The following is a 24,653-nucleotide window of genomic DNA, read 5'->3' as shown; positions in this document are numbered from 1 at the left end:
GTTTGACAAAGTCTAGTGTTCAAGCTACCTATAATTTGGTTTGTTAATTAGCGATGTAATGACCAACAGAATTAATGCATCGATGCCGTGTCTGCGGTTCAAAATTGAATTTCTCATTCATCGAATACCCGAGCTTAGACTTGGCTAAACTCAACAACGATGAGTTTAAAGGTTTTCGATATCATCTAAGCAATGCTTAGCTTTGTTAAGCACTGCTGCGCGTTGCTGTTCGGACTTTTTAAGCCATGAGCTAAACACCATTTTGGTTCTTGGATTGTTTCCCATCTGGTGCTGATGTTTGTCCATAAAGTGCCAATATAAGGAGTTTAAGGGGCAAGCTTCGTCTTCAGTGGTTTTATTCACCTTGTATAAGCAGTCGGAGCAGTAATCACTCATTTTGTTAATATAGTTACCACTCGCAGCATAGGCTTTAGAGCCCACAATGCCACCATCTGCAAACTGGCTCATACCTCGGGTGTTAGGCATTTCTACCCATTCAATAGCGTCGATATAGATCCCTAAATACCAATCGTCGACAAGGGTAGGGTCAACGCCAGCCAATAAACAAAAATTTCCTGTAACCATTAAGCGTTGTATATGGTGGGCGTAAGCGTAGTCTAGCGATTGCTTGATAGCATGCTGCAAACAATTCATTTTAGTGTCGCCAGTCCAAAACCAACTTGGTAACTGTCGTTTAGCCTCTAATGCATTTAGTGATGCGTAGTCGGGCATGTTTGCCCAATACACACCTCGTATAAACTCGCGCCAGCCGATAATTTGACGAACAAAGCCTTCAATCTGGCTGATATCAATCCTGCCTTCGCTTCGTTCAAACGCTTCGATTGCCGTTTTTACTACGTATTGAGGACTAATTATTTTTGCGTTTAAGGCAAAAGAAATCCGCGAATGGTACAAGCTCCATCCATTATCTTTTCCTAATAGAGACAACTTACCAGTCATTGAGTCTTGGAATTGTCCAAAACGGGGTAAACACTGCTCGCAGAAAAAACTTAGCAATTGTGTTGCTTGTTTTCGGTTAACTGGCCAAAGTAGTTGGGTATCAGCGCGTCCAATTGTATCTATCTTATGTTTATCAATTCTTTCAAGAATACTGGTAACGTCATTCGAAAATAGCAAAGGCGTAGGAACATGGGCTAAATCGTCGGCCTTGAGTTTATTTCGATTATTCGCGTCATAATTCCATTTACCACCAAGCGGTGCATCCTTCTCCATCAGAACATCGAAACGAAGTCGTATCTTGCGATAAAAGTTTTCCAAACGATGACTTTTACTCGCTTGAAAATATTTGCCAATTTCCTCATCGGGCAAGTAAAAGTGTTCAGTGCTGTAAGCAGCGGAACTTAAGGGTTGAGACTCACTAAAGTTTGCTAGCTGTTCTCTTAACCTATATTCGTCGGGCAGTTGATATTCAAAACGTTGAATACTGTAGCTTTCTATTAGGTGGTCTAGTAGTGCAGGCAAATCTTTAAAGGGCTTAGTATCGTCCAAAGTTAAATGAGCAACTTGATGACCAGCGGTCTGCAAAGCAAAGGCAAACTGCTGCATTGCGGCAAAAAAGGCGGCTATCTTTTGTCTATGGTGCACTGTATAGCAGGCTTCTTGGTGTAACTCTGCAATTAAGTAGAGCGTTTGCTCATCTTGCTGTTTAAACCAACTATGGCTGGCATTTAGTTGGTCTCCCAGTAATAACCGTAAAGTTTTATAGCTTTTTTTAGCCTGCAAAGTCATGGATGTACTCGTTTTTAGTTTGATGTTTGTTGCCAGCACAGCGTTTAGAACAATACTTAACCTGAGCCCAATCGCGTTGCCATTTTTTTCGCCAGCTAAACGAACGCATACATACCGGGCAAACCTTTCGCGGAAGCTGTGACTTATTCATCTATTCGCCCCTATATTGTGCTGCAACTTTACGCCACTCACCGTAAATAACTTGGTTGTTGAGTCTTGTACACGTGTAAGGTGTAACGAATAAGCCATTAGGAAAGTTCACTCAAATACTCTAAGTGCTTAATTAGGGGCAAATTGCCTTCTAGTTGATATTAGGAGATGAAGCGCCTGCCCAGTGCATTTGCAAGTTTCATGGGGGGCATGAATAGCCAGCAGTAGAGCTGCTGGCTAAGGTGATTTAGTTAAAGGTAGGTTCTATCTTAATAGCAGCTATATCAACCAAGTTAATTGCACCGTTACGCGTATCGGTAAAAGTACTATTGGCATTTAAGTAGCTCATGTTGTAAAAATCGTGCAGTGATAAGGTGTAAGTTCCGGCCTCAAGATCCGCAACTAGAGGCGTAGAATAGACAAGTGGTTTAGTGTTATTTACGGTGCGGGCATGTGGCATTTGTACAACGCCTTGCGCAACTATGTCTGCATCGCTATTTGTAATAACCATCCACTTCACCGCATTGGTCACACCTAAGTTAATTGCATTGTGGTCATTGTGATACTTAAGCTGAATATTGTAGTGGCCATTCACAGCAATTTGCAGGTTATTAAGGGCTAAGCTGTCGTTTGTCTTTCCCCATTGGCTTAAATAAGCCTGGGTAATTTCTGTATCAGCTGGGCTTACTTCAACGTTGCTAACCAGCCTTGCGTCATCTACGTTAATCTCTTGGATTGCTGCGTAACATAGTGGCGCGCTGCGATGTGATACATTGCCAGAGCTGGTAAATACAGCCTCGGCACTATAACAATCTGCTACACCTTGCTGTGGGGCAACACTATCTTTGTATTCTCCTAGGCTTTGGTTACTGGCTATCATTTCTCCATTTCGGTAAATACGGTAAGTGCTTGCAGCATTGTTTTGATTATCACTGATCTCCACTGCCAACAAACCATTGTCTAAAAATACCCGTTCAATCATTGGCTCTATAGGTGCAAATACTGCAGGGTTTACACTATCTAAAGGCTCAGCGCTAACTATTGTGATATCGCTACTCCCGGTATCAAGATCAGCTAGGTTGATCACGATATTATTGGTATCTGCCAATGCGCTCCAATCTATAGTTGTACCCGAGTTTACTCCGTTTAAGCTGACAGTTTGCACAGGGTAATAGCCGCTATCTTGGCTAGCTGTTGGCAAGTTGATTTGCAGATTAATGGTATGGCCACGAAGGGTTAGCCCTTCTAAGCTAATGGTACTGCTATCGGCAAATAAATCTCTACGTAGTTTACTGGTAATAAAGGGTTTAAGGGCTAAACCGTCTTCATTAGTATGCACGCCAAATACACCGTCTATTACCATTCCTAGGTATGCACCAACCGACCAAAGTTGACGGGTAGAGTTAATCACTGGCCCAGACAAACCTGGATTATCGATATCCAATAAGTTGGGTTTTAAGCTTAACCACTCAAGGTTTTCCATGTTAGAAATGTTGAGTGAGGCTGCTCGTATTAAGGTATCGTAAGCGGCGTCAGCAACCGCAACATTGTTGGTAGCAATTGCTGCTTTTAAGCCATAAGCCGTTACAAATGGCCAAACCGCTCGGTTATGGTAAATCGCGATATTAGGTTGTTGGGGGAAAATAACTGGTGCGCCTAAATCACCATGCGGATAACTGGCCACAACGCTTGCAGCACGTGTTTCGTCGGCAATGCCGCTTTCTACAGCTAATGCTTGTCCCAACCAATCAAACTTATATAGCGGCGCAGTATCTTGATGTCCAGCAATAATACTGCTGTACAAGCCTTTGTCTGCTAGCCAAAATTCTTGGTTGATGGCGATTTTTAACGCATTGGCCCAAGATTGAAACTTTGCTGCTTCTGCGCTGTTGCCTAGCTCGTTCGCTAAAGATTCTGTCAGTCGCATTGCTTTATAATGCAACACGTTGGTTGATAAAGCCTTGCTGCTACCCAAGCTAGCGATGTCGTTTACTATCCAACTTGCATAGCTTTGCTCACGCCAATCTAAGAATGACTGTTCACCACGGTACAAACCATCTTGCTCATCAAATGCTGCTACTCGGTCATTTTCTAAGGTATTTACTAAGGCCGAATAAGCTTTAGCAACAAAAGTGCTACGGACATCTCCAGTTAAATTGTGTAACAGTTTTTCGGCCCCTAAGGCCCAAGCTACTCTATCGGTACTAATAGGCCAACTGCCACCGGTGCCGGTATCTTGGACTATTTGTAATCCATCATTAGAGCCTCTAGCAAAACTCGGTTTACTAAGCCCTTCACGATAAGGAGAAAGCTTAAACTCTAATGAGTTTTGAACTCGCTGTGGGTCAACTAAAGCTAAACCAAGGTTTGCTGCATAGGATAAGTCTCGTGTCCAAACATAATGCCATTTAGCACCTGTTTCAAAGCAATCACAGTCAATAGCTTCGCCACCGTTATAATTGTCGTCCACAATCTCACTAACACTATTTTGAACTGTCTCGTTGATAGCCAAAGCAAATAGGGCATCAAAGGCAATATTACCTGTACGTGTTTTAGCTTGGTCTGCCAGTTCTTTATATACAACATAGTTGTTGCCTGGGTCTCGTAAGTCTTGAGTTGTAGATTGAGCGTATTCTCGTAACTCTTCACTGGCAGTTTTAACCGAGAATTTAGCTTTGCTTGAATCATCATCTAATACATTGTCATAAACCAGTTCGGTGCTTAACTCATGGTCTAAATGGGGATCAATCGTTACATCACCACTGCCATCGGTTTCAGTAATCGTAAATATCAAAGCAGAGGGTTGGCTAGCATCAATATTAAATTGATAAAAACCGGTTTCGGTTACAAAAAAGCTGCTGTTAGGCCCGCCATCACTAAGGGTATAACTCTCATCTAGCATCGCTACAACCGCGTTATCTGCGTCCAGTACCCATTCGCTAGACCAGTCGGTATAGGCAATTTTGAATTCGTGATTACCCGGAGAAATTTGTTTAGTAAGCTGGTATTTATTGTCGCCTAAGTATTTAAGTTCATCGTCGCTAGTCCAGCCGTTAAAGCCGCCACGCACATAGATCTTTTGTGCTAGAGGTGGAATATCTTCGTTATAGCTAAATATCGGACTGTTTAAATCATCTCCTACTTTTAGTACAAAATCATATATGCCTGCGCTATTTAACACCAAAGCCATATTGGCAGCAGCTTCACCGGTAACAAGGGGATATTCTGTATCAGCATTAAGTTGAGTAAGCTGATCAATGTCAGCGGTAAAGGTTGTTTCCAAGGTCCAGTTTTCGTCAGCCACTTTAAACTCGTGTACGCCAGCAGCAAACTCTGTGTTGTCTAAACGGTATATGTCGCTGTCATAAACAAGTTGGAATTGCTCTTCAGCTGACCAACCACTAAAACTCCCTTTTAGATACAAGGGCACGGAGTAGGGGGCTAGGCTTACGCAAGCTGTACCTTCCCCGTTCGGCGTTTGAGTATCAGGGCAGTTTAACGTTTCGTCATCAGACAAGCAGCCATTCAATATTAATACAGACGCAAGACTTACTAAGCCTTTGCCCATAATTGGTAAAGTCTTCATTCAATTTTCCCACTTTAGCTATTGATTTAATGTCTTTTTTCTAATGAAAAAGTACATGTAAGGTATAAAACCTTAATGATAAGTATATCGATAGAGAGTGTGAGGAAAGTGAAGCCCTTCACGATTCCTTGTTGACTCAAAACTCATTTATCTTTTTGTGAAGCTACGGATATCGAGCAACACCTATGGTTAAACTCGATGGATAAGGTGACGATTTAGCCGCACAAGCTTACTAATCTTGCTAAATATTCAAATACTTAAACACAGTAACTGGACTAAACTTATTATTGTTTTTATAAACAGCATTGGTCGAAATAGTCTATTTATCGAAGGGATTCAAAATGACAGATTTAGACATCAATAAAGCGCTTGGCAAGTTAGTAGAGAAAATCGACCAAGTAGAAGGTATCGTTGTTGAGCAAGGCACCGCCGAAGCTTGGCAAGCATTAGACAAAGGCGCTAAAAAGCTTCTTAGTAAGATTGGTGTTGATGCAGCTGAGCTAAAAAACCTTTTTGCTTTTATCCATCAAGTTTCGGCAGATCCTTCACTAACCTTAGACCTTGAAGAATGGCAAGTCCCCCTTGGCTCTGCGCTATCCATAAAAGGCCGAGTAGGGGGGCACTTAATTATCGATATAGTCCTACCGAGCGATGCTGAACAATATGGCGATTTTAAGCAGCCCAATATGGCCACGGTTGCCATTGACCAGCAGTTGCAAATAGAAAGTGGTGTAAGCATAAACCTGCCAGTTAAATTGCTTAACATTTTTAGTAACGCAGAAGGACACCTTAAATGGCAGGTAAAAGTAGTTTGTGCAGTAGCCCACGATCAAAAACTAATCCGCTTTCTAGGGCAATTAGCTAAAGAAGCGCTACCGCTGTTTTCTCTAGAGTCCTTATCTAATGTTATAAATGCGCAGTATTCTAGCCATGCAATTCAGGGGGTAGTTATTCAACAAAATAGAGCACTGTCTGCCTCTGCCACAGCAACTTTGGGGCATGTTTGGAGTGTATCTGGCAACAACAAGTTACTCGATGTAAAAGTTAACGCCAGTGCAGGTGCTTCATTCAAAGCCAGTTACGCGTTTAGCGGAGGCTTTAAGCTGGTAATAAAACCGGCTGATATTGGCGTTCAAATATCACTTTATCAACTTACCAACAGCACTAAACAAGCTGGTCTTAGCTTAGATGCATTAATAGAACTACATGGCCTAGACAAAGTTGCAGAAACCTACTTAGCTGCGCCGCTAGAGAAATTAGAGGCCGAGGCTGCGCAGCTACAAGTTTTGTTAGAACGGTTTAAAGAACCTGGCACCTGGTTACTACAAAACATTGATGAGCATTTCGCCCAAGCAATTAGCGAAGAAGATTGGAAAGACATCGCGTTATTGTTGGCCGATGGTGACAGTGATGGATTAGCAAACCAGCTAGGAGCAACGGTAAAAGATAAGTTGGAGCTAGCCTTAACCACCCAACCGTTAGAGTGGTTGAGCAAACCCGATGAAACCTCGCAAAAAATAGGTGACTACCTGCAACAAAATACCTTTCTAACGCCTGCTTTATCAAAGCGCTTGAAACTAAATGATTTACTTACAAAAAACTGCATCAAAGCTAAACAAAAGCTGGTAGAAGAAATAGCCGCTATTGCCGATAAATCTCAGGGTGAAGTCGCGCCCTTACTAACCCCGCTTAAACAACTAAAGGAGGCTAAAACAGAGTTAAAAGATCAATTAAACAAACAACAGTTAGCTTCAACTTTAACTGACTGCGTAACTCGATGGTTAGAACAATACAACAAAGCACGTACTACCTTTAGCCAAGCCATTAAAAAGGCTGGTGAATTACAATTAGGCTTATCGGTTTACGGCTCTAGTAGTAAAGATAGTGGCAAACAAGCCATGTTAAGTTTTAAGCTAGTAGAAGCCAGCGCTACAGAATGCCAAGATTTGTATCAAGACCTACTTCTAGGCAAACCTATAAACCTAGACTCACTGCAATTAATGGAGCGTGATGGTCAGCTTAGTGATTTATCAGGCTGGTTAGTTAGCAGCGGCAAAATCAAAAAAGAAATTGGCCTTAAACTTAACCTAGGAGACAACTTCCAGTTTTCTCAGCAAAGCCTTATAGAGAAAGTTGCCAGTGCAAAAGTAGATCACACCGGTCAACTACTGGAATTAACTGGCGAAAGCGTAATAAGACACCAATCAAAAACGCTTAAAGAAAGTAGAACTGCTGAGTTTGTAAGTGCATTTGATGTACTCGCAGCCTTAAAGTTTGGCGCCAGCCCCAATATCGGTATTGGTTTAAGCTTTGAAGACAAAGGCGTAATGACCCCAAAAGAAATGCAACAGTTTTTAGCACCGTTAAGCAATACTGCATTTCCACTAATAGACCGAACTAGTTACTTATTAGCTTTACAGCAATTTAATCTGCTTTACCAAAGCCAGAGCTTGTCTCGTTCAATCATCGAATGCCAGTTAAATTTAGATGCCAACGATATCCATGCGCTTGCAGCAGCCAATGAAACTGACATAGAAGCTAGTGCCATCGAGCTACTTTGTAATATGACCTTGTCGGGCAACGAAAGAGGGCAAATAGCCCACGAAAGTAAAATTGCAGAGCAGAGCAAAGCCCAACTAAACGCTTTTCTCGATGCCAGTTTAACCAGTTCTGCGCCAAGCAGTGCGCAATCATCATTCAAACAATTACAGCAACGTGTAAAAGACATACTGGCTAATGCACATCGTTTATCAACATTTATTGGTATCTATCGGAAGCTAAGCCAGCAAATAGAAAACCTCCAGACTAACGACACAAAAGCCTATATAAAGCTAGTTAACCAAGCCAACGATGAGCTCATTGCTACCATGAAGTCATTCATTAAAGTACAAGGTTGGTTTAGCGGTTTGTTTAGTGAAGCGATTCCTAAAACTACAATTATTTTGTTAATTGTACTGGCGAAATACTTAGGTAGGGATGAACCCTTATTAACGCCAGTTATTTCTTACGATAGCAATGGCAAAACCCAAGTGCTTTAGTCATTTAGTCGTGCACATACGTAAACAGTACACGACTGTTAAACGTAGCAGCCTCGTAAATCTATGTTCGAGCTCCAAGAAAGCCCTTAATTCGATCGCCAAAGGCGCGGTAAACGTCTTTATCTGTCCAATACAAAGTATGGCTCCACGGTGTATTACCGCTAATGGGGCCGCCGACACTCACGCATTGGTCTATAACAAACTGGTAGCTGGGGCCAAGCTCTTTTAGTGGCCAGCCTAGCCAATCATCGCCATCAAAATAGTTTAACCAACTAAACTCGATGCTCGGCTTAGTAAAACACTCTCGTGTTTGTAAGCCGCCTAAAAACAAGGGAATATTGCATCCTGTTGTGAATAGCAGTTTTACTCGGTTCCCCTTTAGATAAGCCAACTTATCGTCGTCGATGTTTTGTAAAAAGTCGTTGTGATTTTTGTCCCATACCTTGGCATCATTTCTATTTAGGGCATCCCAAAAGTAGTTAGAAATAACTTGGGCCCCAAGGCTATGGCAAATAATCACTACGGGAACATTTGTGTTAAAACCACATTCGTTCATACCCTTAAAAAAGGCAGCTTGTAACGCTTTTATAATCTCCATGTAATCGTCAGTTTGCCTGCGTCCTGCTACTTCTAAACTTGTAGCATCTGAAAAAGAGTTCATAAAAAACCGACGACCAAGGTTTGATAAGGTACTAAATCGATTGTGGTAGGTTTGCCAAATATCGTTAATCAATTGGTCTTGTGGCGCTTGTAATGCCGAGTAATATTTTACTCGCTGCAACGACACTTTATTCATTACATCGCTGCCAAGATACTCAGTGAGTTTTTCTTCTAAGCCATCGGCAAAGTTAGGTTTTCGTTGTCCCATTCCATGTACGGCTAAAACGATAAGCTCTTTCATAACAGTTTCCTTTTTAGGGCTTACTAAAAATATCTATTACGTTGTAAGAGGCGGCTGAAAAGAGGGTTCAGTAAAACTAGGCCTAATGAAATTCTAGGCCATTCTGCAATACATAAAGTGCTATTCAAGTTAAATATGCTTTAAGTCAATTAAATGTCATGCAATTTGTTCGAATGACCTAGCCAAACTACTAACGCTACATAGGCTTAAGCTTAATTAAGCAATTTAGATTTATGCACTCACAGTGCAAGGTTAAAACTTTAGGTTTATTACACTAGCCAAAATTTTCTATTTTGGTTTTCAATGAACAAAAATCTATTGGCTTTGGCTATATCTAGCATGTTTGCCTCACACGCCATGGCCGGAGGTATATTGCTGCACGAAGTAGCTACCTTCGACAGTGTCTCTTCAGCGGGCGTTAGCAACGCCACCAACAACAAAGATGCAAGCGCGGCTATTACCAGCCCAGCTGGCTTGTCTTATATCGAAGACAGTAGCTTTTCTTTAGGCATACAGTACCTCGATGCTTATTCTAAACATGTTGGGCAATTACCAAACACAGAGCTTCAGCTGTCAACTTACGGTGAGAATAAGTCCTTTGTGCCAAGTTTGGCTTATGCAACTCGTTTAGATGAGCAATGGGTAATTGCGGCCTCCTTACATGGCGATGGCGGTTTGGGCATGGATTATCAAAACGGCCGAGCAGGTTTAGGCATAATAAACCTAGAGTCCCAAGAAGCGCTAAACTTGCATCTTGCAGCCGCATATCAAGTAAACGACAAGCTCCATTTGGGTGGGGCGTTAGTTGTGCAACATCTAATGACAAGTGTTGATTTGAATTTGGGCGATATAAACGCGAACGGTGATGTGTCCAGTACTGCAGCCAGCTTCATATTCTCAGGTATGTATCAGATAAACACGCAAACCTTATTATCTGCAAACTATAAACATCGCGCAGATCATCAAGATACTCATCTTGATCTAGATGTATCCAATGGCCAAAGCGTTCCGCTTGATGTTGGTGTTGTTTGGCCTAGTCGCTTAGATCTTGGTATTTCCCATTCTTTAAGTAATCAGTTCACTGTTAAAGCTATGACAGGCGTTGAAATGTGGTCAGTCTTTAATAGCGCTGAACTTGATGCAAACAACGTTTTTTGTATAGGTACAGCTTTGGCCTACCAAGCCAATGATTGGGTTTACCAAGCCGGAGTGCGTTACGACTCACCCATGTTTGATACAGAAAATATGGTGCCAGAACTAACTATTTCTCAAAACTGGTCTGCAGGCATTGGGGCAGAGAAAACCAGGCGTAATGGGCATAGGTTTGGCGTCGCTTATGAATACCGTCACCTCGGCAATCATGACGTAAATTATTCAATGAGTGAACAAACTAGCAGGTATTCTTACTTTGACGGCCGAGTAACAGAAAACCGTATTCACGTATTAAGCTTTAGTTATGCTTACTAATTGCTAAATGTTCTTTGATACCGTCGCAACAAACACGGGCGTGACTAGCCCTATGTTGCTTGCGACTGTTTAGATATAAACACCAGCAATAAAGTATTAGCGCTAAGCGTTTAGCTGCTTAATCTAATTACGTTCAGCAGTAGTGAGGGCGATTATATAAGTTATGATAGCGCTTAAGCCTTTTAATTGACCTAAAGCATAATTAAACGAAAGCTTGATATAGACCTAATTAAAATCTCTAAAGTAACTAGCTCAAATTTATTTAATCCTCGTTAAGTTCTCCGCTCATTTTAATATCAATTGAATCAATAGGTCACAAATTGTTCACTATTTAACCATCAAAACATAATAGTTCGAGTTAATTATGGGATTTACATTCCTGTAAATTACAAAAAGTTTGGTGAACTAAAATGTTTAATTGGATTAAGAAAATAGGCATGGTAGCCGCTTTAGTTCTTGCGTGTGCCTCACAAGCAAATGCAGAGACAGTAAAGCTAGCAGTAACAGATTTAGTAGGTCTTGAAGAGCTTCAGCGTGAGTTTGGCGCTTTTAAAGAAACACTATCTAAAGCCACAGGTTACGACATCGAATTTTTACCTGTTACTAACCGTACAGCAGCTGTAGAGGCGCTACGTTTCAATAAAGTCGACTTTGTACTTACCGGCCCAGCCGAATACGTGGTTATGCAGAAACGCTCAAAGGCTAAAATTGTAGCCGGTTTCTCTCGTCCAGATTACTTTGCAGTAATCATTACCATGGCCGACAGCCCATACACTAACGCAGAGTCTCTAAAAGGAACCAAAATCGGTTTAGGTTCGGTGGGTTCTACCTCTAAACACCTTGGTCCTATTCAAGCACTTGCAGATGCCGGCCTAAACCCAGCAAACGACGTAGATGTGATTAACACCAAGGTTCCAGTTTTGTGGGAGTCATTGAAGAAGGGTGACGTAGCGGCAATTGGAATCAACCACTTAAAGTTTATCTCGCTACGTAACAAAGAGATTGAAAAAGGTGGCTTACAACCTGGAGAGTTTCGCGTTGTTGCACGTGGTCCAGATTTACCAAACGACGTATTAATGGCCGGCAGCCATGTAGACGACAAAATGTTAGAAACCATGAAAAAGGCTTTTGTTGATCATTCAGAGGAACTGGTTGCGGCAATCTTAACTGGTGAAGATAACCAAAAGTACGCAGGCATGCGCTTTTTAACCGGCATTAAAGACAGTGATTACAACTACGTACGAGCAATGTACGCCACTGCGGGTTACCCAGAATACTCAGACTTTATTGGCGATTAGTCTATATGAGCAATTACACCACTGAGCCGACTACACTAGCCGATGCTAGTGTATCGGCAACTTCGCGCCTGCTCCAAGTGAGCGGGCTTACCAAAAGCTTTGATAACAGTAGCACTCCCATTTTTTCTGATGTTAGCTTTTCCATTTTTGCTTCACAGTCGGTTGCGCTTATTGGCTCCAACGGGGCAGGCAAAAGTACCTTATTGCGCTGTTGTTTAAGATTAATCGAACCCGATGCCGGCTCAATTGTTCTTGATGGCGAAACCATAGATAAAAAATCGGGTCGCCACTTAAGTAAAGCCCGAAACAAAGTGGGTTTTGTGTTTCAAAAACACTGCTTGGTTCCTCGCTTGTCTGCTTTAAGTAATGTGCTGCATGGCAACTTAGCTTATAGCCAAGGCCCCAGAAACTGGCTACAAGGTCTGGCAAAACAAGATGCGCGGGAGCGTGCAATGGATTGCCTTAAGCAAGTTGGTTTAGCTCACCTTGCAAATAAACGCTGCGACCAACTGTCTGGCGGGCAATCTCAACGCGTAGCGGTTGCAAGGGCGTTAATGCAGCAACCCTCTATATTGTTTGCCGACGAACCCACCGCCAGCTTAGATCCACAATCGGCGCAAGAGATTATGGAGTTGTTTAAGGGCTTGGTGAAAAACCAAGGCCTAACCTTGTTTTTTGTCTCTCACAATATCGAGCACGCGCTTAAATACGCCGACCGAGTTCTTGGTTTGCAAGAGCGAAAGTTGTCATTAGACAGTGCAACCCACACGCAAAGTCTACAAAGTTTGCGAGCATTTTATGGATAAGCAAAAAGAAAATGGCTTAATGAATAACGCAATTAATGGCCAAACTACCTTAGACACGCCAATGCGGTTTGAACGGCCCAGCATAATAACCCAAGTGTTATTTGCTTTATTTGTGCTGTTCTTTCTATGGTCTACCTCCAATGCTGGCTTGTCGTTAAGTGAGTTATTGTCGGGCTTACCTAACATCGCAACAATTGGTGGTGAAATGATCCCGCCAGCCACCGATCGCGCATGGCCAATGGCAAATGCCATTTTAGTTACCTTTCAAATGGCCCTTGTAGGTACGGTAATTGGCATCGCGCTTAGTATTCCTATTGCCATTTTGGCAGCGCGTAATGCTTCGCCGCATCCTATTGTGCGCCATGTTACTCGATCGGTAGTCAGCTTTTTTCGAACCGTTCCAGATTTAGCATGGGCACTGTTTTTTGTCGCCTCGGTAGGTTTAGGCCCATTCGCTGGCACCTTAACCATTATTGTCGACACCATTGGGTTTTGCGCCCGATTTTTTGCCGAGTCGATGGAAGAAGTAGACCCAGGTCCGTCAGAAGCATTAGCGTCAATTGGCGCAAATCCCATCGACCGAATCGCCGTTGTTTTAATACCGGGCGCAATGCCTAGTTTTATAAACATTAGTCTGTTTTCTTTGGAAAAGGCGGTGCGCTCTTCGGTGGTTTTAGGCCTAGTTGGTGCGGGTGGAATAGGCGCCGAGTTAGCTGTTTCCATGGAAATGTTTCGCTACGACCAAGCAGCAATGATCGTGTTAATGATTTTTGTATTGGTGTTTGCTGTAGAGCAGTTTTCCTCTTCAACCCGCAATCGTCTATTACGCCAAAGCAAATAAATACATAGCGCCAAGCAACTAAGCCTTGGCGACCCCAAGTAAATGAAATTGAGATAGCAAAAAGTAATGGATGATAAAAACGTAGTAATCGAAAACGTCATGTTGTTAAGCGAACAAGGTTGGAGCGACCCTACCTGTGTATCTATTCAAAACGGAAAGATAAGCGCCATAGGGCAAGTGGCCGCAAATACTCACACCACACATATCGATGCGCATGGCCAATACATGTTACCCGGCATTATCGATTTACACGGTGACGCCTTTGAACGGCACATTGCACCAAGAGCAGGAACTCATTTTCCCCTAGAGCTAGCCTTAGCTGCTAACGATGCAAGCCTTGTGGCAAGTGGAATAACCACCTTTTATTACAGCATTACCGATGGTTTTGAGCCTGGCCCACGCAGTCGCGATACGGTGCGCGAGTTACTGCAAACGCTCGAGACTTTAATGCCTCGTTTTAGTTGCCAAGCGCGCATTCACATTCGCCACGAGAAGGTAAACGTAGAAAAGCACGAAGAGTTAGTTGATTGGATCTTAAGTGGCCGTATTCATCTTTTGTCGCTAAATGACCACTTACCACCACTAAATAACGAGCGCAAAATTCAGCGTTACCTTGCCGGTATGCGCAGGCGTGTATCCATGTCGGTAGAAGACATTAATCAGTTTTTGTTAAACCTTCAGCAACATCGAGAATTGGGTGAGCAACAGGCGCAAGCCTTAGCCGAAATAGCAGCTAAGCAGGGCATTTCGCTTGCCTCTCACGATGACGAAACCTTAGAAGAAGTAGCCAAGTCGATTTCTTTAGGCGTCTCTATTGCCGAGTTCCCCATGTCGGAACTGGCCGCTAGAGAATGCCAAAAAGGGCGCGCCGCGGTGCTAATGGGTTCTCCAAACTTAGTTCGCGGCGGCTCTCACGTAGGGGCGATTAGCGTTAAAGAAGCAATCGAGCATGGCGTGGTAGACATACTGTGTAGCGACTACCACTATCCAAGCCTGTTTAGTGCGCCTTTTACTGCAGTAAAAACCAACAACTTGTCGTTGTACAATGCTTGGAAGTTAGTCAGCGAAAATCCAGCTAAAGCCGCAGGGCTAGGGGATACTAAAGGTAAGATAGAACTAGGCTACGACGCCGACTTTATTCTGCTTAGGGACTTAGATGGCTCACCGTTATCTATTTCCTCCACATGGGTTAAAGGCGCGCGAGTGTTTGCTAAAGCTAACAAAATAATAGGCGTTTGTTAGTAAGCTAGTTGTTGGTTAAGTGAAACTAAAAAGCTCAAGCTAGGCCTTGAGCTTTTTATTATGTTAAGGCGAAAGCTAGGACTAAAGCCACCAAGCAAAAACTAGCTGTAAGAAAGCGTTTAAGTTGTTCAACTCAGTAAGCCGATGGCTAGCGATTGTAATTTTGACAAAAATAGTAATAAACTGTCAATTATACTAAGTCCTTGTGCCAAAAGGAGTTTTACCAAGATATGACGTTCGACGAAGATGAGTTAAAAGGCCTACAGGCAGCTGAACTGCAGAGGAAATCCCAAGAGATAAAACAGCGATTTGACCAAAAGCGCAGCTATTTTCATCAGATACGCAACCATTTCATAGTTGTCGAGCATTGGGACGATTTGAATCAAAAGCTAGTTGCTTTTGATATGGAAAAGTTCAACGTTTGGAACAAACAATGGAATAACGTGCATAGGAGTGTAAAGCCTGAAGAGCTTATAAAGTATTTCAATGCTGGAGAAGTAGTATTCAGTGAATTTTCTGATTACTTGAGCTCCATTCTTCCTAAAAGTGATGAAGTTGAATTAACCGAATACAAAAATGAGATTTTAGCTCAAATTAAGGAAGAGCTTAATGACCTAACGGCAGCTGTAAATGGTAAAGTTAAAGAAGGTATTGATGATGTGATAGGGCTTAAGTCTGAACTAGGTTTAGAGAAAAACTTTGGAGAAAACATAGAGACAGAGTTAAAAGCGAGTATTAAATCAAAGAATAACTTCAGAAATTTATTTATTGGTACGTTGGCATTGATTCCAGTGTTCTTAGCTCTGAGTTCTCACTTATTTTCGCTTGATAGCTCTCAGCAAATTGAACTAATTACATTGAAGTTAGGAGTGTCGTTTTCATTAGGTTTCTTGTCATATTTTTTCTTTAGTCAATATAAGGTCTATCAAATGATGAGTCTGCGTTACTCTCACCTAACTGGCTTCCTAGGTGGAGGTGCCACGTTTTTGTCAAGACTGGTGAATACAGAAGATGGTGAGATAAAGAAAGATATAAATCGGAAGATTGCTCACCTGTTTATGCAAAATGATGACATTTCAGGTTTAGTCAAAAAGACAACGCATCCTGCAGATGTTTCTATCGATAAATTAGGGAAGCTTCTAGAGCAAATTGGAAAGTTCAACAAGACTTAATCATTCAGAATGGACTTCAATTGCCGATAATACCATTTACCGGCAAGAGTAAGTTTACATTACTTAAATGAAACGACCTTTGAATTAAATAGCTCCTCGACAATCCAGTCGGGAACTTTTGCTGCTCTACGATTAGTTAGCTACTTCTGAGCTTACTCATACTGCGGTAAATCAAAAGCGGTGGATATTGCTTGTAGTAGCTTTAGTTTTAAATGTTGGCCGTTAGTTGTAAAACTCTTTTTTTGAAATCCTCAAATTTCCTCAACCAGCCCAATAGAAATGGGCACTTGCTTGTGAATTGTGTCAGCTTACCTTACAACTCTGCTTACGGTGTTTTTTAAACTAGCGTGTTTTCATAGCCTTAACTATTGGTCGTGGTATTGCATCCCGCTTCAAATTGACAATTGTGTCAACTGGCATGTGCCAGTCAATTTTGCATCAAAAGGGAATCGCATGAAATCTATTAGAATGCTGTCTGCATTGGTTTTAATAGCAAGCTCGTTTACTGCAAACGCCACCTTTATTAGTGGAGATTACACCCTGAACAATGGTAAGCAAGTAGCACTGCAAGGGCTAGAATGGATGCCGCTTACTTACTCGCAAAGTTATTCTCGTTTATACGTTGAGGCCGATGGCGGATGGGTTGATCGCTTTGGCAATCAATGGCAACAAAATGATTGGCGCTACGCCACTCGAGCAGAAACGGCCACCTTACTTAACTCGTTGTGGGGCGGCAATTACCTTGGTTTTTCTAACGACAATTTCGCGGGTGCAACCTGGTTTATTGACCAACTAGGGGGCCTAGGCATAGATACTACACTTGGCCATAATCGAGTAGATCTTAAATTAACTAACGACGTTTGGCTTAACTATGACGTATCGCAGTTTTTGTTTGGTGAAGATCTAGAGTGTTCTGATGAACTTCGATTAAGCTGCATCGGAGAAGTAGGCATTGCAGATGGTTTTTATACTTCTATGGTAACCCGCAATATCCTCACAGGAAATGGCGTTTACATGCAAGCTTGGACTCCCTTAGGTTATTTTGGTGACCGCTCCGGAGTAGATGCAGGCGTAAGTAGTGACAACCGGGTTCGCTCTAAAAGCAACAGCAGTTCTATGCTTGGTTCGTTACTGGTAAGGCAACCCGCGATAGCCCAAGTACCAGAGCCAACAACCTTAGTATTGCTGGCTTTCGTTTTATTCGGTGTTTGGCTTAAACGCGCTAGTCATAAAGCTAATGCTTTTAGCTAACAGATAGTTTTAGTCAATTGATTATTGCTGGATTTTAACTAGCCGCTCATGCAGAGCGGCTAGTGTTTTAGCAAAGGCTAAACCGTTTTGTCTGCAGTATTTAAAACAACTAGTTTTGTATTGGTCTTAAACAGTTTACAAATGAGCACAAAGAACAAGGGCGCAAAGTAGATAACCAACAATGTTGCCGCCATTATGCCGCCCATTACCGAGGTACCAATAGCATTACGCGCATTTGCTCCAGCGCCAGTACTTATTACTAAGGGCAATACACCTAAGCCAAATGCGAGTGAGGTCATTATGATGGGGCGCAAACGCATTTCACAGGCTTGCACGGTGGCATCTAATAAATTCACGCCTTTGTCGTAGAGTTCTTTAGCAAACTCTACAATTAGAATGGCATTTTTAGCGGTGAGGCCAATGGTGGTTAGCACGCCTACTTGGAAGTAAACGTCGTTCTCTAGGCCGCGCAGCATAATGGCTGCTAATGCCCCCAGTAAGCCAAGCGGCACAACCAGAATAATTGCAATTGGAATGCTCCAGCTTTCGTATAACGCTGCTAAACAAAGGAATACCATTAAAATTGAGATGGCGTATAGAATAGGAGCTTGGTCACCCGCTTCAATTTCTTGATAAGACATACCGGTCCAACTTACTTGTACGTCGTTAGATATTTCTGCAGCTAAACGATTAACCTCGTCCATTGCTTCGCCGGTGCTATAACCTTCGGCCGCTTCGCCTACAATTTCTACCGCAGGATTACCATTATAACGTTGCAGCTGCGGTGAACCTTTGCCCCAGTGTGATGTACTAAATGCAGAGATGGGCACCATTTCGTTTTGGTTATTGCGAATAAACCATAAATCGAGATCTTCGGGTGTCATACGGTATTGTGCGTCTGCTTGAATATATACCTTTTTGGAACGTCCTCGGTCGATAAAATCGTTAACGTAAGAGGATGCCCAAGCAATAGATAAAGACTGGTTAATATCGTTAATTTCTAGGCCGAGTACTTTGGCTTTTTCGTAGTCTACGTCTAGGAACAGCTGAGCGTTATCTTCTAAGCCATTATGTCGTGTGTTCTGCAGCACAGGGCTTTGCGCAATTGCGCCTAGTAATTGGTTACGCACCTCGATAAGTTTGTCGTGGCCTAACGCGCCTACGTCTTCTAAGTAAAAGTTAAAACCGGTAGCTGTGCCTAACTCTCTTATTGGCGGGCTACTAAAGGCAAATATTTGCGCGTTTTTGTAAGTAGAAAAATGGCTCATAGCTCGGCCAATAATGGCATCGACATCGGTGCCGGGTGCTGTTCGCTCAGACCAATCTTTCAAACCAATAAATGCCATACCCGCGTTTTGACCAGAACCTGAAAAGTTGAAACCGGAAACTGTGAAAATGTGATTAACCGTATCCGACTCATTTTGTTCAAAATAGTCTTTTACATCCAGCATCGCTTCTTGAGTTTTTTGTAAGGTTGTTCCGGTAGGCGTGGTTACCATTACCATAAAGTCGCCTTGGTCTTCGTTCGGCAAAAACGAGCTTGGCAGCGAATGATATAGATACGCAGTACCAGCAAATAGCAGCAGATAAATGAATACAAAGCGAAGAGGGCGCTGCAATGTGTGTTTAACCGACCCTCGGTATGCTGAAGATACTTTGTTAAAGCCTTGGTTAAATAGCGCAAAGAATTTATTACTCTCGGTTTTATCAACCGGCTTAAGTAAGGTTGCGCAAAGCACAGGCGTGAGCACCAAGGCTACAATTACCGATAACACCATGGCCGATACAATGGTTAACGAGAACTGCTGGTAAATAACTCCGGTTGAGCCCGACATAAAGGCCATTGGAACAAACACCACCGACAAGACCATGGTAATGCCGATAAGCGCGCTGGTTATTTGCCCCATCGACTTTTTGGTGGCCTCTAGCGGCGACAACTTCTCGTCGTGCATCAAACGCTCTACGTTTTCTACGACTACGATAGCGTCATCTACCAGCAAACCAATTGCCAATACCAAGCCAAACATGGTGAGAGTATTAATCGAGAAACCTAATAACGACATCACTGCAAAGGTACCTAGCAATACTACGGGTACTGCAATGGTAGGAATTAAGGTTGCTCGAAAGTTTTGTAAAAACAGCAGCATAACAAAGAACACGAGGGCTACGGCTTCGAATAGTGTTTTTACCACTTCGCTAATGGAAATACGAATAAATAGGTTGTTATCTGTTGATTTAACTAGCGCTAAACCTTCTGGAAAGCCCTTAGAAAGTTGCTGAAGTTTCTCGTCTACCGCGGTTTGCGTATCAAGCGAATTAGCACCCGTTGCTAGGGTGATTGCAATGCCCGATGCCTCTTGCCCCATGTAAGCAGGAATAGTTGAGGAGTTTTCGCTGGCTAACTCTACACGTGCGATGTCTTTAAGTTTGATCTGCGAACCGTCGCTATCAACCTTAATTAGGATATCTTCAAACTGGTCCACGCTAGTTAACAAGCTTTGCGCTGTGATACTGGCATTGATCAACTGAGAGTCTAAAGCTGGTGTGCCGCCCAGTTGCCCAACCGTTACTTGGCTGTTTTGCACGGATACAGCATTAGATACATCAACTGGGGTTAGGCTATAGCTATTAAGTTTGGCTGGATCTAACCAAATACGCATCGCATAAGATGGTCCAAAAACCGTTACGCTCCCAACCCCATTAACTCGGCTAACAATGTCTTTAATATTGGAATTTGCATAATCTTGAATATCACCTGCACTCATGCTGCCGTCGGGTGAGTAGAGGTTGGTGACCGACATAAAACCAGAGGTACTTTTTGTTACCGAGGTGCCTTGGTTTTGTACTGCACTTGGCAGGCGATTACTCACTTGTTGCAGGCTATTTTGAACCTGAACTTGAGCAATATCTGGATCGGTTTCAGCACTAAAGGTTAGCGTAATACTCGCGCTACCTGAAGAATCACTTTTAGACGACATGTAGAGTAGGTTATCTAAGCCAGTCATGCCTTGTTCAATAACTTGAGTCACACTGTCTTCAATTGTTTTTGCTGATGCACCTGGGTAAGACGCTGAAATTGTTACCGCAGGCGGCGCAATAGTTGGGTACTGAGCGACGGGCAGGGTAAAGATAGCTGCAAGCCCGGCTAACATAGTAACTATTGCGATCACCCAGGCAAAAATTGGCCTATTGATAAAGAAATTGGATAAAGACATGATTTACCCCTGTACGTCTACGTGAGTGCTTAGCGAAGTGCTATCAACAACAACGTCGATGTTATTTCTCATGTTAAGTATGTTGTTAATTACCACTAAGTCGCCACTTACCAAGCCATGCTTAACCACCCAACCGTTACCCACTTCGTTGCCAAGTTCTACCGACTTTTTAACTGTTTTATTGTTTTGGCCCACCACAAATACCGAAGGCTCACCTGATTGGCTTCTTACTACTGCTGATTGAGGCACTACCAAGTAGTTACGTGCTTCAGGCATAGAGATATGAGCACGCACATACATGCCAGCCAATAAAGTGTTGTTTGAGTTTGGGATAATTGCGCGCAAAGTTACCGTGCCAGTTGACCCAGAGACTTGCGTATCGGCAAACTCTAGGTGTCCTATTTGCTCGTAAGCACTGCCATCTTCAAGCGTTATAGAAACCGGAATCTCTTCACGTTTGTCTTTAAAATCTGAGAAATCTTGTTTTAGTTTATGAATCGACAATGAAGATTGCTGCATGTCTACATAAACGTTTGAGGTTTGAATAATGGTAGTTAAGTAGGAAGATTGCTCGGCGGTTAACAAGGAACCTTCTGATACTTGAGAGAGACCAACTTGACCAGAAATAGGCGCTTTAATCTGAGTGTAAGACAACTCAATGTTTGCGTAATCTAGCGCTGCTTGTCGGATAGCGACTTCTGCTTGCGCTTCTTTATAAGCAGCGTCTGCGTCATCGTAAAGCTGTTGGCTGGTAAGCTTCTTCTTTAATAATTCTTGATAGCGAATAGCTGTTTTTCTGGCTGTTTCTTTACTGGTTAGGGCTTTGGCTAACTGTGCTTGTGCGCTGTTAACGTTTGACTGATACACCGTTGGGTCAATTTGATAAAGCACATCACCGGTTTCTACTTGTGAACCCTCAACATACAAACGGCTTTTAAGAATACCTGTTACTTGTGGCCGAACTTCGGCTTGTTTAAAAGCAGTAATACGACCGGGTAGTTCGGTAGTTAAACGTAATGTAGTAGGGGTTAGTTTAAGTACATCAACATGCGCTGGACCAGCTTTTGGCCTTTGATTTGGAATGTTTTCTCCACAACCAAATATTGTGAAAGAGAGTAAAAAACACAAGGTAAGCCTTAGTGTATTGGTGACATGCATATTGATACCTTTAACTGGAATTAATTGACCGTAAGTGGATAGCAAACAGTGTTTAGTTATTTTCGTTGCGAAGAAGCCTTAGCTGAATTAACATTGTTGCATCTGCAACTATATTTCGAAACTCTATCATCAATTAAGTTGCAGATACAACAATAAATAAGAGAAGGGTATGGCGCTGTTCCTGTATTAAAGCTATTTTTTGGCTTTTAAACGCCCATACGCTGCTGATTTTTAACCAATTATGAGTCGCTCACTTATGACAACTTTGCCCAAAGAAAAAATTGAACACCAACCTATGTTTATTTGTGGAGCGGTTCACCGATTATTTAGAAACCGGGCGACAACATTACTGTCGAAACAGAAGCTGATGACGCTAGAGATGTCTAGAGCCTTAGTGGCTGTTCAAGAGAATCAGCCTTTAAGCCAACAACAACTAGCAGACATTGTTCAAAATGAAAGAAGTGCAACGAAGCGTATGGTGGACAATTTAGAAGAACGTGGCTACTTAACAACGTCTAAATCTGCGACTAATAAAAAACTAAAAATGTTAAACCTGACTAAGCTAGGTGAAGACGAACTTAAGAAGGTGAAATCCACAATCACCGATATTGAGAAGGAAGTTTTTGAGTGCCTAAGCAAAGAAGAGTACGAAGAGTTTTTGAGATTAATCCGCATCATTGGTGCTTACAACTTGGGCTAAGGATGAGTTAAAGAATCGCGTACCATTAGGCTCAATCAAAAAGTAAACCCATATGAGTATATAGAAATGGCTAAAATTGAATTTGTAAGTTTTAACCAGGTAGAACCAGCGGATCTTCTGCTTGTAGTTAATGAGCCAGCTTTGAGAACACACTTGGTAGAACATGAATATTTTGATTCCGTTAGCATCGAACAATGGATGATAGGTAAAGCTCAAACAGATTCGATAGCAGGTTGCCGTGTTCGAGTTGTTAATATAGATGGAGTTGTCGCTGGCTGGTGTGGGATTCAACCAGACGATAACGGTTATGAAATAGCGATAGTTATTTCTAAAGAGTATTGGGGATTTGGCATATCAATATTCAATTCAATGATGGCTTGGGCCAAAGAGCTTGGGCATAAAGAAGTAGTGTTTCATTTACTAGAAACTCGACCGGAGTATAAGGCATTGAAACGAATGGCCATTAAAGTTCAGAAAACAGAACTTTTGGAACGAAGCTTTACCACATATTTTATATCGGTAGATAAATGGTGTGCGGAGTAACGAGGCCAAGAAGTAACAGTAAGCATTGATCTCTAAAACTCGCAAGAACCGCCAATCTCAATTTGAATGACGTTTACCAATGCAAATTTAAGGTGATTCGTTTATATATCTTATTTAACATAATATACATTATGCGCCTTATGGGTCGGTTTTTAGCAATCCCCGAAAGTTTGTCTGTAATGCCGCGTAGAAATAGCAATTACTTTAAGTGATCCAAAGGCTTATGTTCAGCAGATTGATGGCGTTCTACGCGAGATGTGTGCAAATACTGAGACGTTGTATCAATACTGTCGTGTCCGGCATCTGCTTGTACATGTGATAATGGCCGACCTACTAAATTTATGTCGTGTGATATTCCGGTGTGTCTAATGCTGTGTGGCGTTAGTTGGCGAATCTCGTTAGCGTCTTGCTTAAAGCCGTCTGCTTCGGCGAGTTTAGCGGCGTGCTCGATGAGCATGTAGATTTGCTCTCTTAATTGGCGAATACCAAGATTGGCATTAAGTAATCCCGAATCTCTACCTCGGCCAGCTGCTCGGTGTCTTACAAACAATGGCGTTTTCTCATTGGGTGTTGGCAACGGCGTTAATTGTAAAAAGCGTCGATAACGTTGTAAGGCATCTAACAATTGCTTAGACACTGCAACGGTACGCTTTTTTCCACCTTTGCTACGTGGTATATAAAAGCCCCATACAGAGGTTTTAGTATCACGTTTGAACTGTCCCATTATCGGCGAAAAGCCAGGCCTTGCTGCTACTTCGGATATTCGTAAATAGCAGCTGTACATAAGGCTAACTAAAAATAAAATACGCTCGTTTTCCTCTGGTGTTTGTTTAGCAAGTTGATTAGCGGCACTCATTACATAAGACCACTGTAAGTCACTAAAGGATTTAATGTCTTCTAGATCTTCGCCACTAATAGTGTGTTGGCTGCTAGCTTTAAATCGGCTGTTCTTCATTAAAGCCATGGCTGGGTTACGCTCTGTATATTCTTCATTAATTAGATAGGCATAAAACGAAGATAAAATCGCTAATTTGGTTTTTAAGGCTTTATCACTTATTTGATATGGCTGCTCAATACCCTCTATTTTCTTACCTAAAAACGGCCGCCATTGTGGATTTGGCAAACGTTCTTTCAGCTGTTTATCGACAACAAACTGGGCAACATTTCGATAAGCGATTAGCTCTAGCGGCGGCTTACTGCAATAGTCTAAATACTTACTTAGTACCCGTCGTGTCACCACTGATAAGGAGATTTGCTCAACAGTATAAGCCCAGTGTAAAAAGCTGGTGAGTTCGCTTCGGTAGGTTTTGTAATTGTTTTCACTATGACGCTGTTCTAACAACCAATCTACTGCGTATTCGTAAACAAATCCGGCATCGCTAACGGCGCTTAAGGTAACTTCTGCCAGATGTTGGTTAACGATAGCATTGCCATCTTCAAGATATTGAATGGAATCGAACAGAGGAATGGCTGGCGGAAGTGTTAGCATGAACTTAGTTAAGCTACTGAATAGTATTGATATTATAACCCTAAATG

At 42.3% G+C, this 24,653-nt stretch carries 17 protein-coding genes; 10 read left to right on the top strand and 7 right to left on the bottom strand.

Going from position 1 to position 24,653, the window contains the following annotated elements:
• Window positions 1–165: 165 nt before the first annotated feature.
• The 3 genes from OAG1_RS10825 to OAG1_RS10815 form a co-directional block, all read right to left on the bottom strand.
• Window positions 166–1,749, bottom strand: coding sequence for a cryptochrome/photolyase family protein (locus OAG1_RS10825; protein ID WP_338626399.1), 1,584 nt, complete (start codon window positions 1,747–1,749; stop codon window positions 166–168).
• Window positions 1,733–1,900, bottom strand: coding sequence for a DUF2256 domain-containing protein (locus OAG1_RS10820; protein WP_338626398.1), 168 nt, complete (start codon window positions 1,898–1,900; stop codon window positions 1,733–1,735). Before OAG1_RS10820 ends, OAG1_RS10825 begins: the two co-directional genes overlap by 17 nt.
• Before the next feature lie 246 nt (window positions 1,901–2,146).
• Window positions 2,147–5,485 carry an esterase gene (locus OAG1_RS10815; protein ID WP_338626397.1) on the bottom strand — a complete coding sequence of 1,113 codons (3,339 nt, stop codon included), beginning with the start codon at window positions 5,483–5,485 and terminating at the stop codon, window positions 2,147–2,149.
• A gap of 341 nt (window positions 5,486–5,826) precedes the next feature.
• Between OAG1_RS10815 and OAG1_RS10810 the strand changes: the two genes are divergently transcribed.
• Window positions 5,827–8,523: a hypothetical protein gene (locus OAG1_RS10810; RefSeq protein ID WP_338626396.1), complete on the top strand. Its 2,697-nt coding sequence runs from the start codon at window positions 5,827–5,829 to the stop codon at window positions 8,521–8,523.
• Window positions 8,524–8,584: 61 nt separating this feature from the next.
• Here OAG1_RS10810 and OAG1_RS10805 read toward each other — a convergent pair whose 3' ends face one another.
• Entirely contained in the window at window positions 8,585–9,424 is an 840-nt protein-coding gene (locus tag OAG1_RS10805) for a hypothetical protein (protein WP_338626395.1), read from the bottom strand.
• A 303-nt stretch (window positions 9,425–9,727) separates the two neighbouring features.
• Between OAG1_RS10805 and OAG1_RS10800 the strand changes: the two genes are divergently transcribed.
• The 7 genes from OAG1_RS10800 to OAG1_RS10770 all read left to right on the top strand — a co-directional run bounded on the left by OAG1_RS10800 (window position 9,728) and on the right by OAG1_RS10770 (window position 17,501).
• The gene (locus OAG1_RS10800) at window positions 9,728–10,891 is read left to right on the top strand and encodes an outer membrane protein transport protein (protein ID WP_338626394.1); all 1,164 of its coding nucleotides are present in this window, start codon (window positions 9,728–9,730) and stop codon (window positions 10,889–10,891) included.
• Window positions 10,892–11,301: 410 nt separating this feature from the next.
• The gene (locus OAG1_RS10795) at window positions 11,302–12,189 is read left to right on the top strand and encodes a phosphate/phosphite/phosphonate ABC transporter substrate-binding protein (RefSeq protein ID WP_338626393.1); all 888 of its coding nucleotides are present in this window, start codon (window positions 11,302–11,304) and stop codon (window positions 12,187–12,189) included.
• 5 nt (window positions 12,190–12,194) lie between these two features.
• Complete coding sequence (locus OAG1_RS10790) at window positions 12,195–12,995, top strand: ATP-binding cassette domain-containing protein (RefSeq protein WP_338626392.1); 801 nt, start codon at window positions 12,195–12,197, stop codon at window positions 12,993–12,995.
• Window positions 12,988–13,836, top strand: coding sequence for a phosphonate ABC transporter, permease protein PhnE (phnE, locus tag OAG1_RS10785; RefSeq protein WP_338626391.1), 849 nt, complete (start codon window positions 12,988–12,990; stop codon window positions 13,834–13,836). The genes OAG1_RS10790 and phnE overlap by 8 nt, the downstream gene beginning before the upstream one ends.
• Before the next feature lie 66 nt (window positions 13,837–13,902).
• Entirely contained in the window at window positions 13,903–15,078 is a 1,176-nt protein-coding gene (locus OAG1_RS10780; RefSeq protein WP_338626390.1) for an alpha-D-ribose 1-methylphosphonate 5-triphosphate diphosphatase, read from the top strand.
• Between the two features lie 230 nt (window positions 15,079–15,308).
• Complete coding sequence (locus OAG1_RS10775; protein ID WP_338626389.1) at window positions 15,309–16,250, top strand: hypothetical protein; 942 nt, start codon at window positions 15,309–15,311, stop codon at window positions 16,248–16,250.
• A gap of 453 nt (window positions 16,251–16,703) precedes the next feature.
• The gene (locus OAG1_RS10770) at window positions 16,704–17,501 is read left to right on the top strand and encodes a PEP-CTERM sorting domain-containing protein (RefSeq protein ID WP_338626388.1); all 798 of its coding nucleotides are present in this window, start codon (window positions 16,704–16,706) and stop codon (window positions 17,499–17,501) included.
• A gap of 77 nt (window positions 17,502–17,578) precedes the next feature.
• On the opposite strand, the gene OAG1_RS10765 is transcribed toward OAG1_RS10770, so the two are convergent.
• Window positions 17,579–20,716, bottom strand: coding sequence for an efflux RND transporter permease subunit (locus OAG1_RS10765; protein WP_338626387.1), 3,138 nt, complete (start codon window positions 20,714–20,716; stop codon window positions 17,579–17,581).
• 3 nt (window positions 20,717–20,719) lie between these two features.
• Window positions 20,720–21,874, bottom strand: coding sequence for an efflux RND transporter periplasmic adaptor subunit (locus tag OAG1_RS10760; RefSeq protein WP_338626386.1), 1,155 nt, complete (start codon window positions 21,872–21,874; stop codon window positions 20,720–20,722).
• A 256-nt stretch (window positions 21,875–22,130) separates the two neighbouring features.
• Between OAG1_RS10760 and OAG1_RS10755 the strand changes: the two genes are divergently transcribed.
• Complete coding sequence (locus tag OAG1_RS10755) at window positions 22,131–22,574, top strand: MarR family winged helix-turn-helix transcriptional regulator (RefSeq protein WP_137673164.1); 444 nt, start codon at window positions 22,131–22,133, stop codon at window positions 22,572–22,574.
• Between the two features lie 66 nt (window positions 22,575–22,640).
• Complete coding sequence (locus OAG1_RS10750; RefSeq protein WP_338626385.1) at window positions 22,641–23,117, top strand: GNAT family N-acetyltransferase; 477 nt, start codon at window positions 22,641–22,643, stop codon at window positions 23,115–23,117.
• A 199-nt stretch (window positions 23,118–23,316) separates the two neighbouring features.
• On the opposite strand, the gene OAG1_RS10745 is transcribed toward OAG1_RS10750, so the two are convergent.
• Window positions 23,317–24,606, bottom strand: a complete 1,290-nt coding sequence (locus OAG1_RS10745; protein ID WP_338626384.1) for a site-specific integrase — start codon at window positions 24,604–24,606, stop codon at window positions 23,317–23,319.
• Window positions 24,607–24,653 lie beyond the last annotated feature (47 nt).

Origin of the sequence: Agarivorans sp. OAG1, from assembly GCF_037076485.1 — a bacterium.
GTDB classification, from domain to species: Bacteria; Pseudomonadota; Gammaproteobacteria; order Enterobacterales; family Celerinatantimonadaceae; genus Agarivorans; species Agarivorans albus.
Note: the sequence above shows the minus strand (reverse complement) of the source record. Positions and strands in the feature narration are given on the sequence as shown.

Bases quoted from the DNA above. Each gene is read 5' to 3' on its own strand.
- OAG1_RS10825 (WP_338626399.1), bottom strand. From the start codon at position 1,749: ATGACTTTGCAGGCTAAAAAAAGCTATAAAACTTTACGGTTATTACTG.
- OAG1_RS10820 (WP_338626398.1), bottom strand. From the start codon at position 1,900: ATGAATAAGTCACAGCTTCCGCGAAAGGTTTGCCCGGTATGTATGCGT.
- OAG1_RS10815 (WP_338626397.1), bottom strand. From the start codon at position 5,485: ATGAAGACTTTACCAATTATGGGCAAAGGCTTAGTAAGTCTTGCGTCT.
- OAG1_RS10810 (WP_338626396.1), top strand. From the start codon at position 5,827: ATGACAGATTTAGACATCAATAAAGCGCTTGGCAAGTTAGTAGAGAAA.
- OAG1_RS10805 (WP_338626395.1), bottom strand. From the start codon at position 9,424: ATGAAAGAGCTTATCGTTTTAGCCGTACATGGAATGGGACAACGAAAA.
- OAG1_RS10800 (WP_338626394.1), top strand. From the start codon at position 9,728: ATGAACAAAAATCTATTGGCTTTGGCTATATCTAGCATGTTTGCCTCA.
- OAG1_RS10795 (WP_338626393.1), top strand. From the start codon at position 11,302: ATGTTTAATTGGATTAAGAAAATAGGCATGGTAGCCGCTTTAGTTCTT.
- OAG1_RS10790 (WP_338626392.1), top strand. From the start codon at position 12,195: ATGAGCAATTACACCACTGAGCCGACTACACTAGCCGATGCTAGTGTA.
- phnE (WP_338626391.1), top strand. From the start codon at position 12,988: ATGGATAAGCAAAAAGAAAATGGCTTAATGAATAACGCAATTAATGGC.
- OAG1_RS10780 (WP_338626390.1), top strand. From the start codon at position 13,903: ATGGATGATAAAAACGTAGTAATCGAAAACGTCATGTTGTTAAGCGAA.
- OAG1_RS10775 (WP_338626389.1), top strand. From the start codon at position 15,309: ATGACGTTCGACGAAGATGAGTTAAAAGGCCTACAGGCAGCTGAACTG.
- OAG1_RS10770 (WP_338626388.1), top strand. From the start codon at position 16,704: ATGAAATCTATTAGAATGCTGTCTGCATTGGTTTTAATAGCAAGCTCG.
- OAG1_RS10765 (WP_338626387.1), bottom strand. From the start codon at position 20,716: ATGTCTTTATCCAATTTCTTTATCAATAGGCCAATTTTTGCCTGGGTG.
- OAG1_RS10760 (WP_338626386.1), bottom strand. From the start codon at position 21,874: ATGCATGTCACCAATACACTAAGGCTTACCTTGTGTTTTTTACTCTCT.
- OAG1_RS10755 (WP_137673164.1), top strand. From the start codon at position 22,131: ATGACAACTTTGCCCAAAGAAAAAATTGAACACCAACCTATGTTTATT.
- OAG1_RS10750 (WP_338626385.1), top strand. From the start codon at position 22,641: ATGGCTAAAATTGAATTTGTAAGTTTTAACCAGGTAGAACCAGCGGAT.
- OAG1_RS10745 (WP_338626384.1), bottom strand. From the start codon at position 24,606: ATGCTAACACTTCCGCCAGCCATTCCTCTGTTCGATTCCATTCAATAT.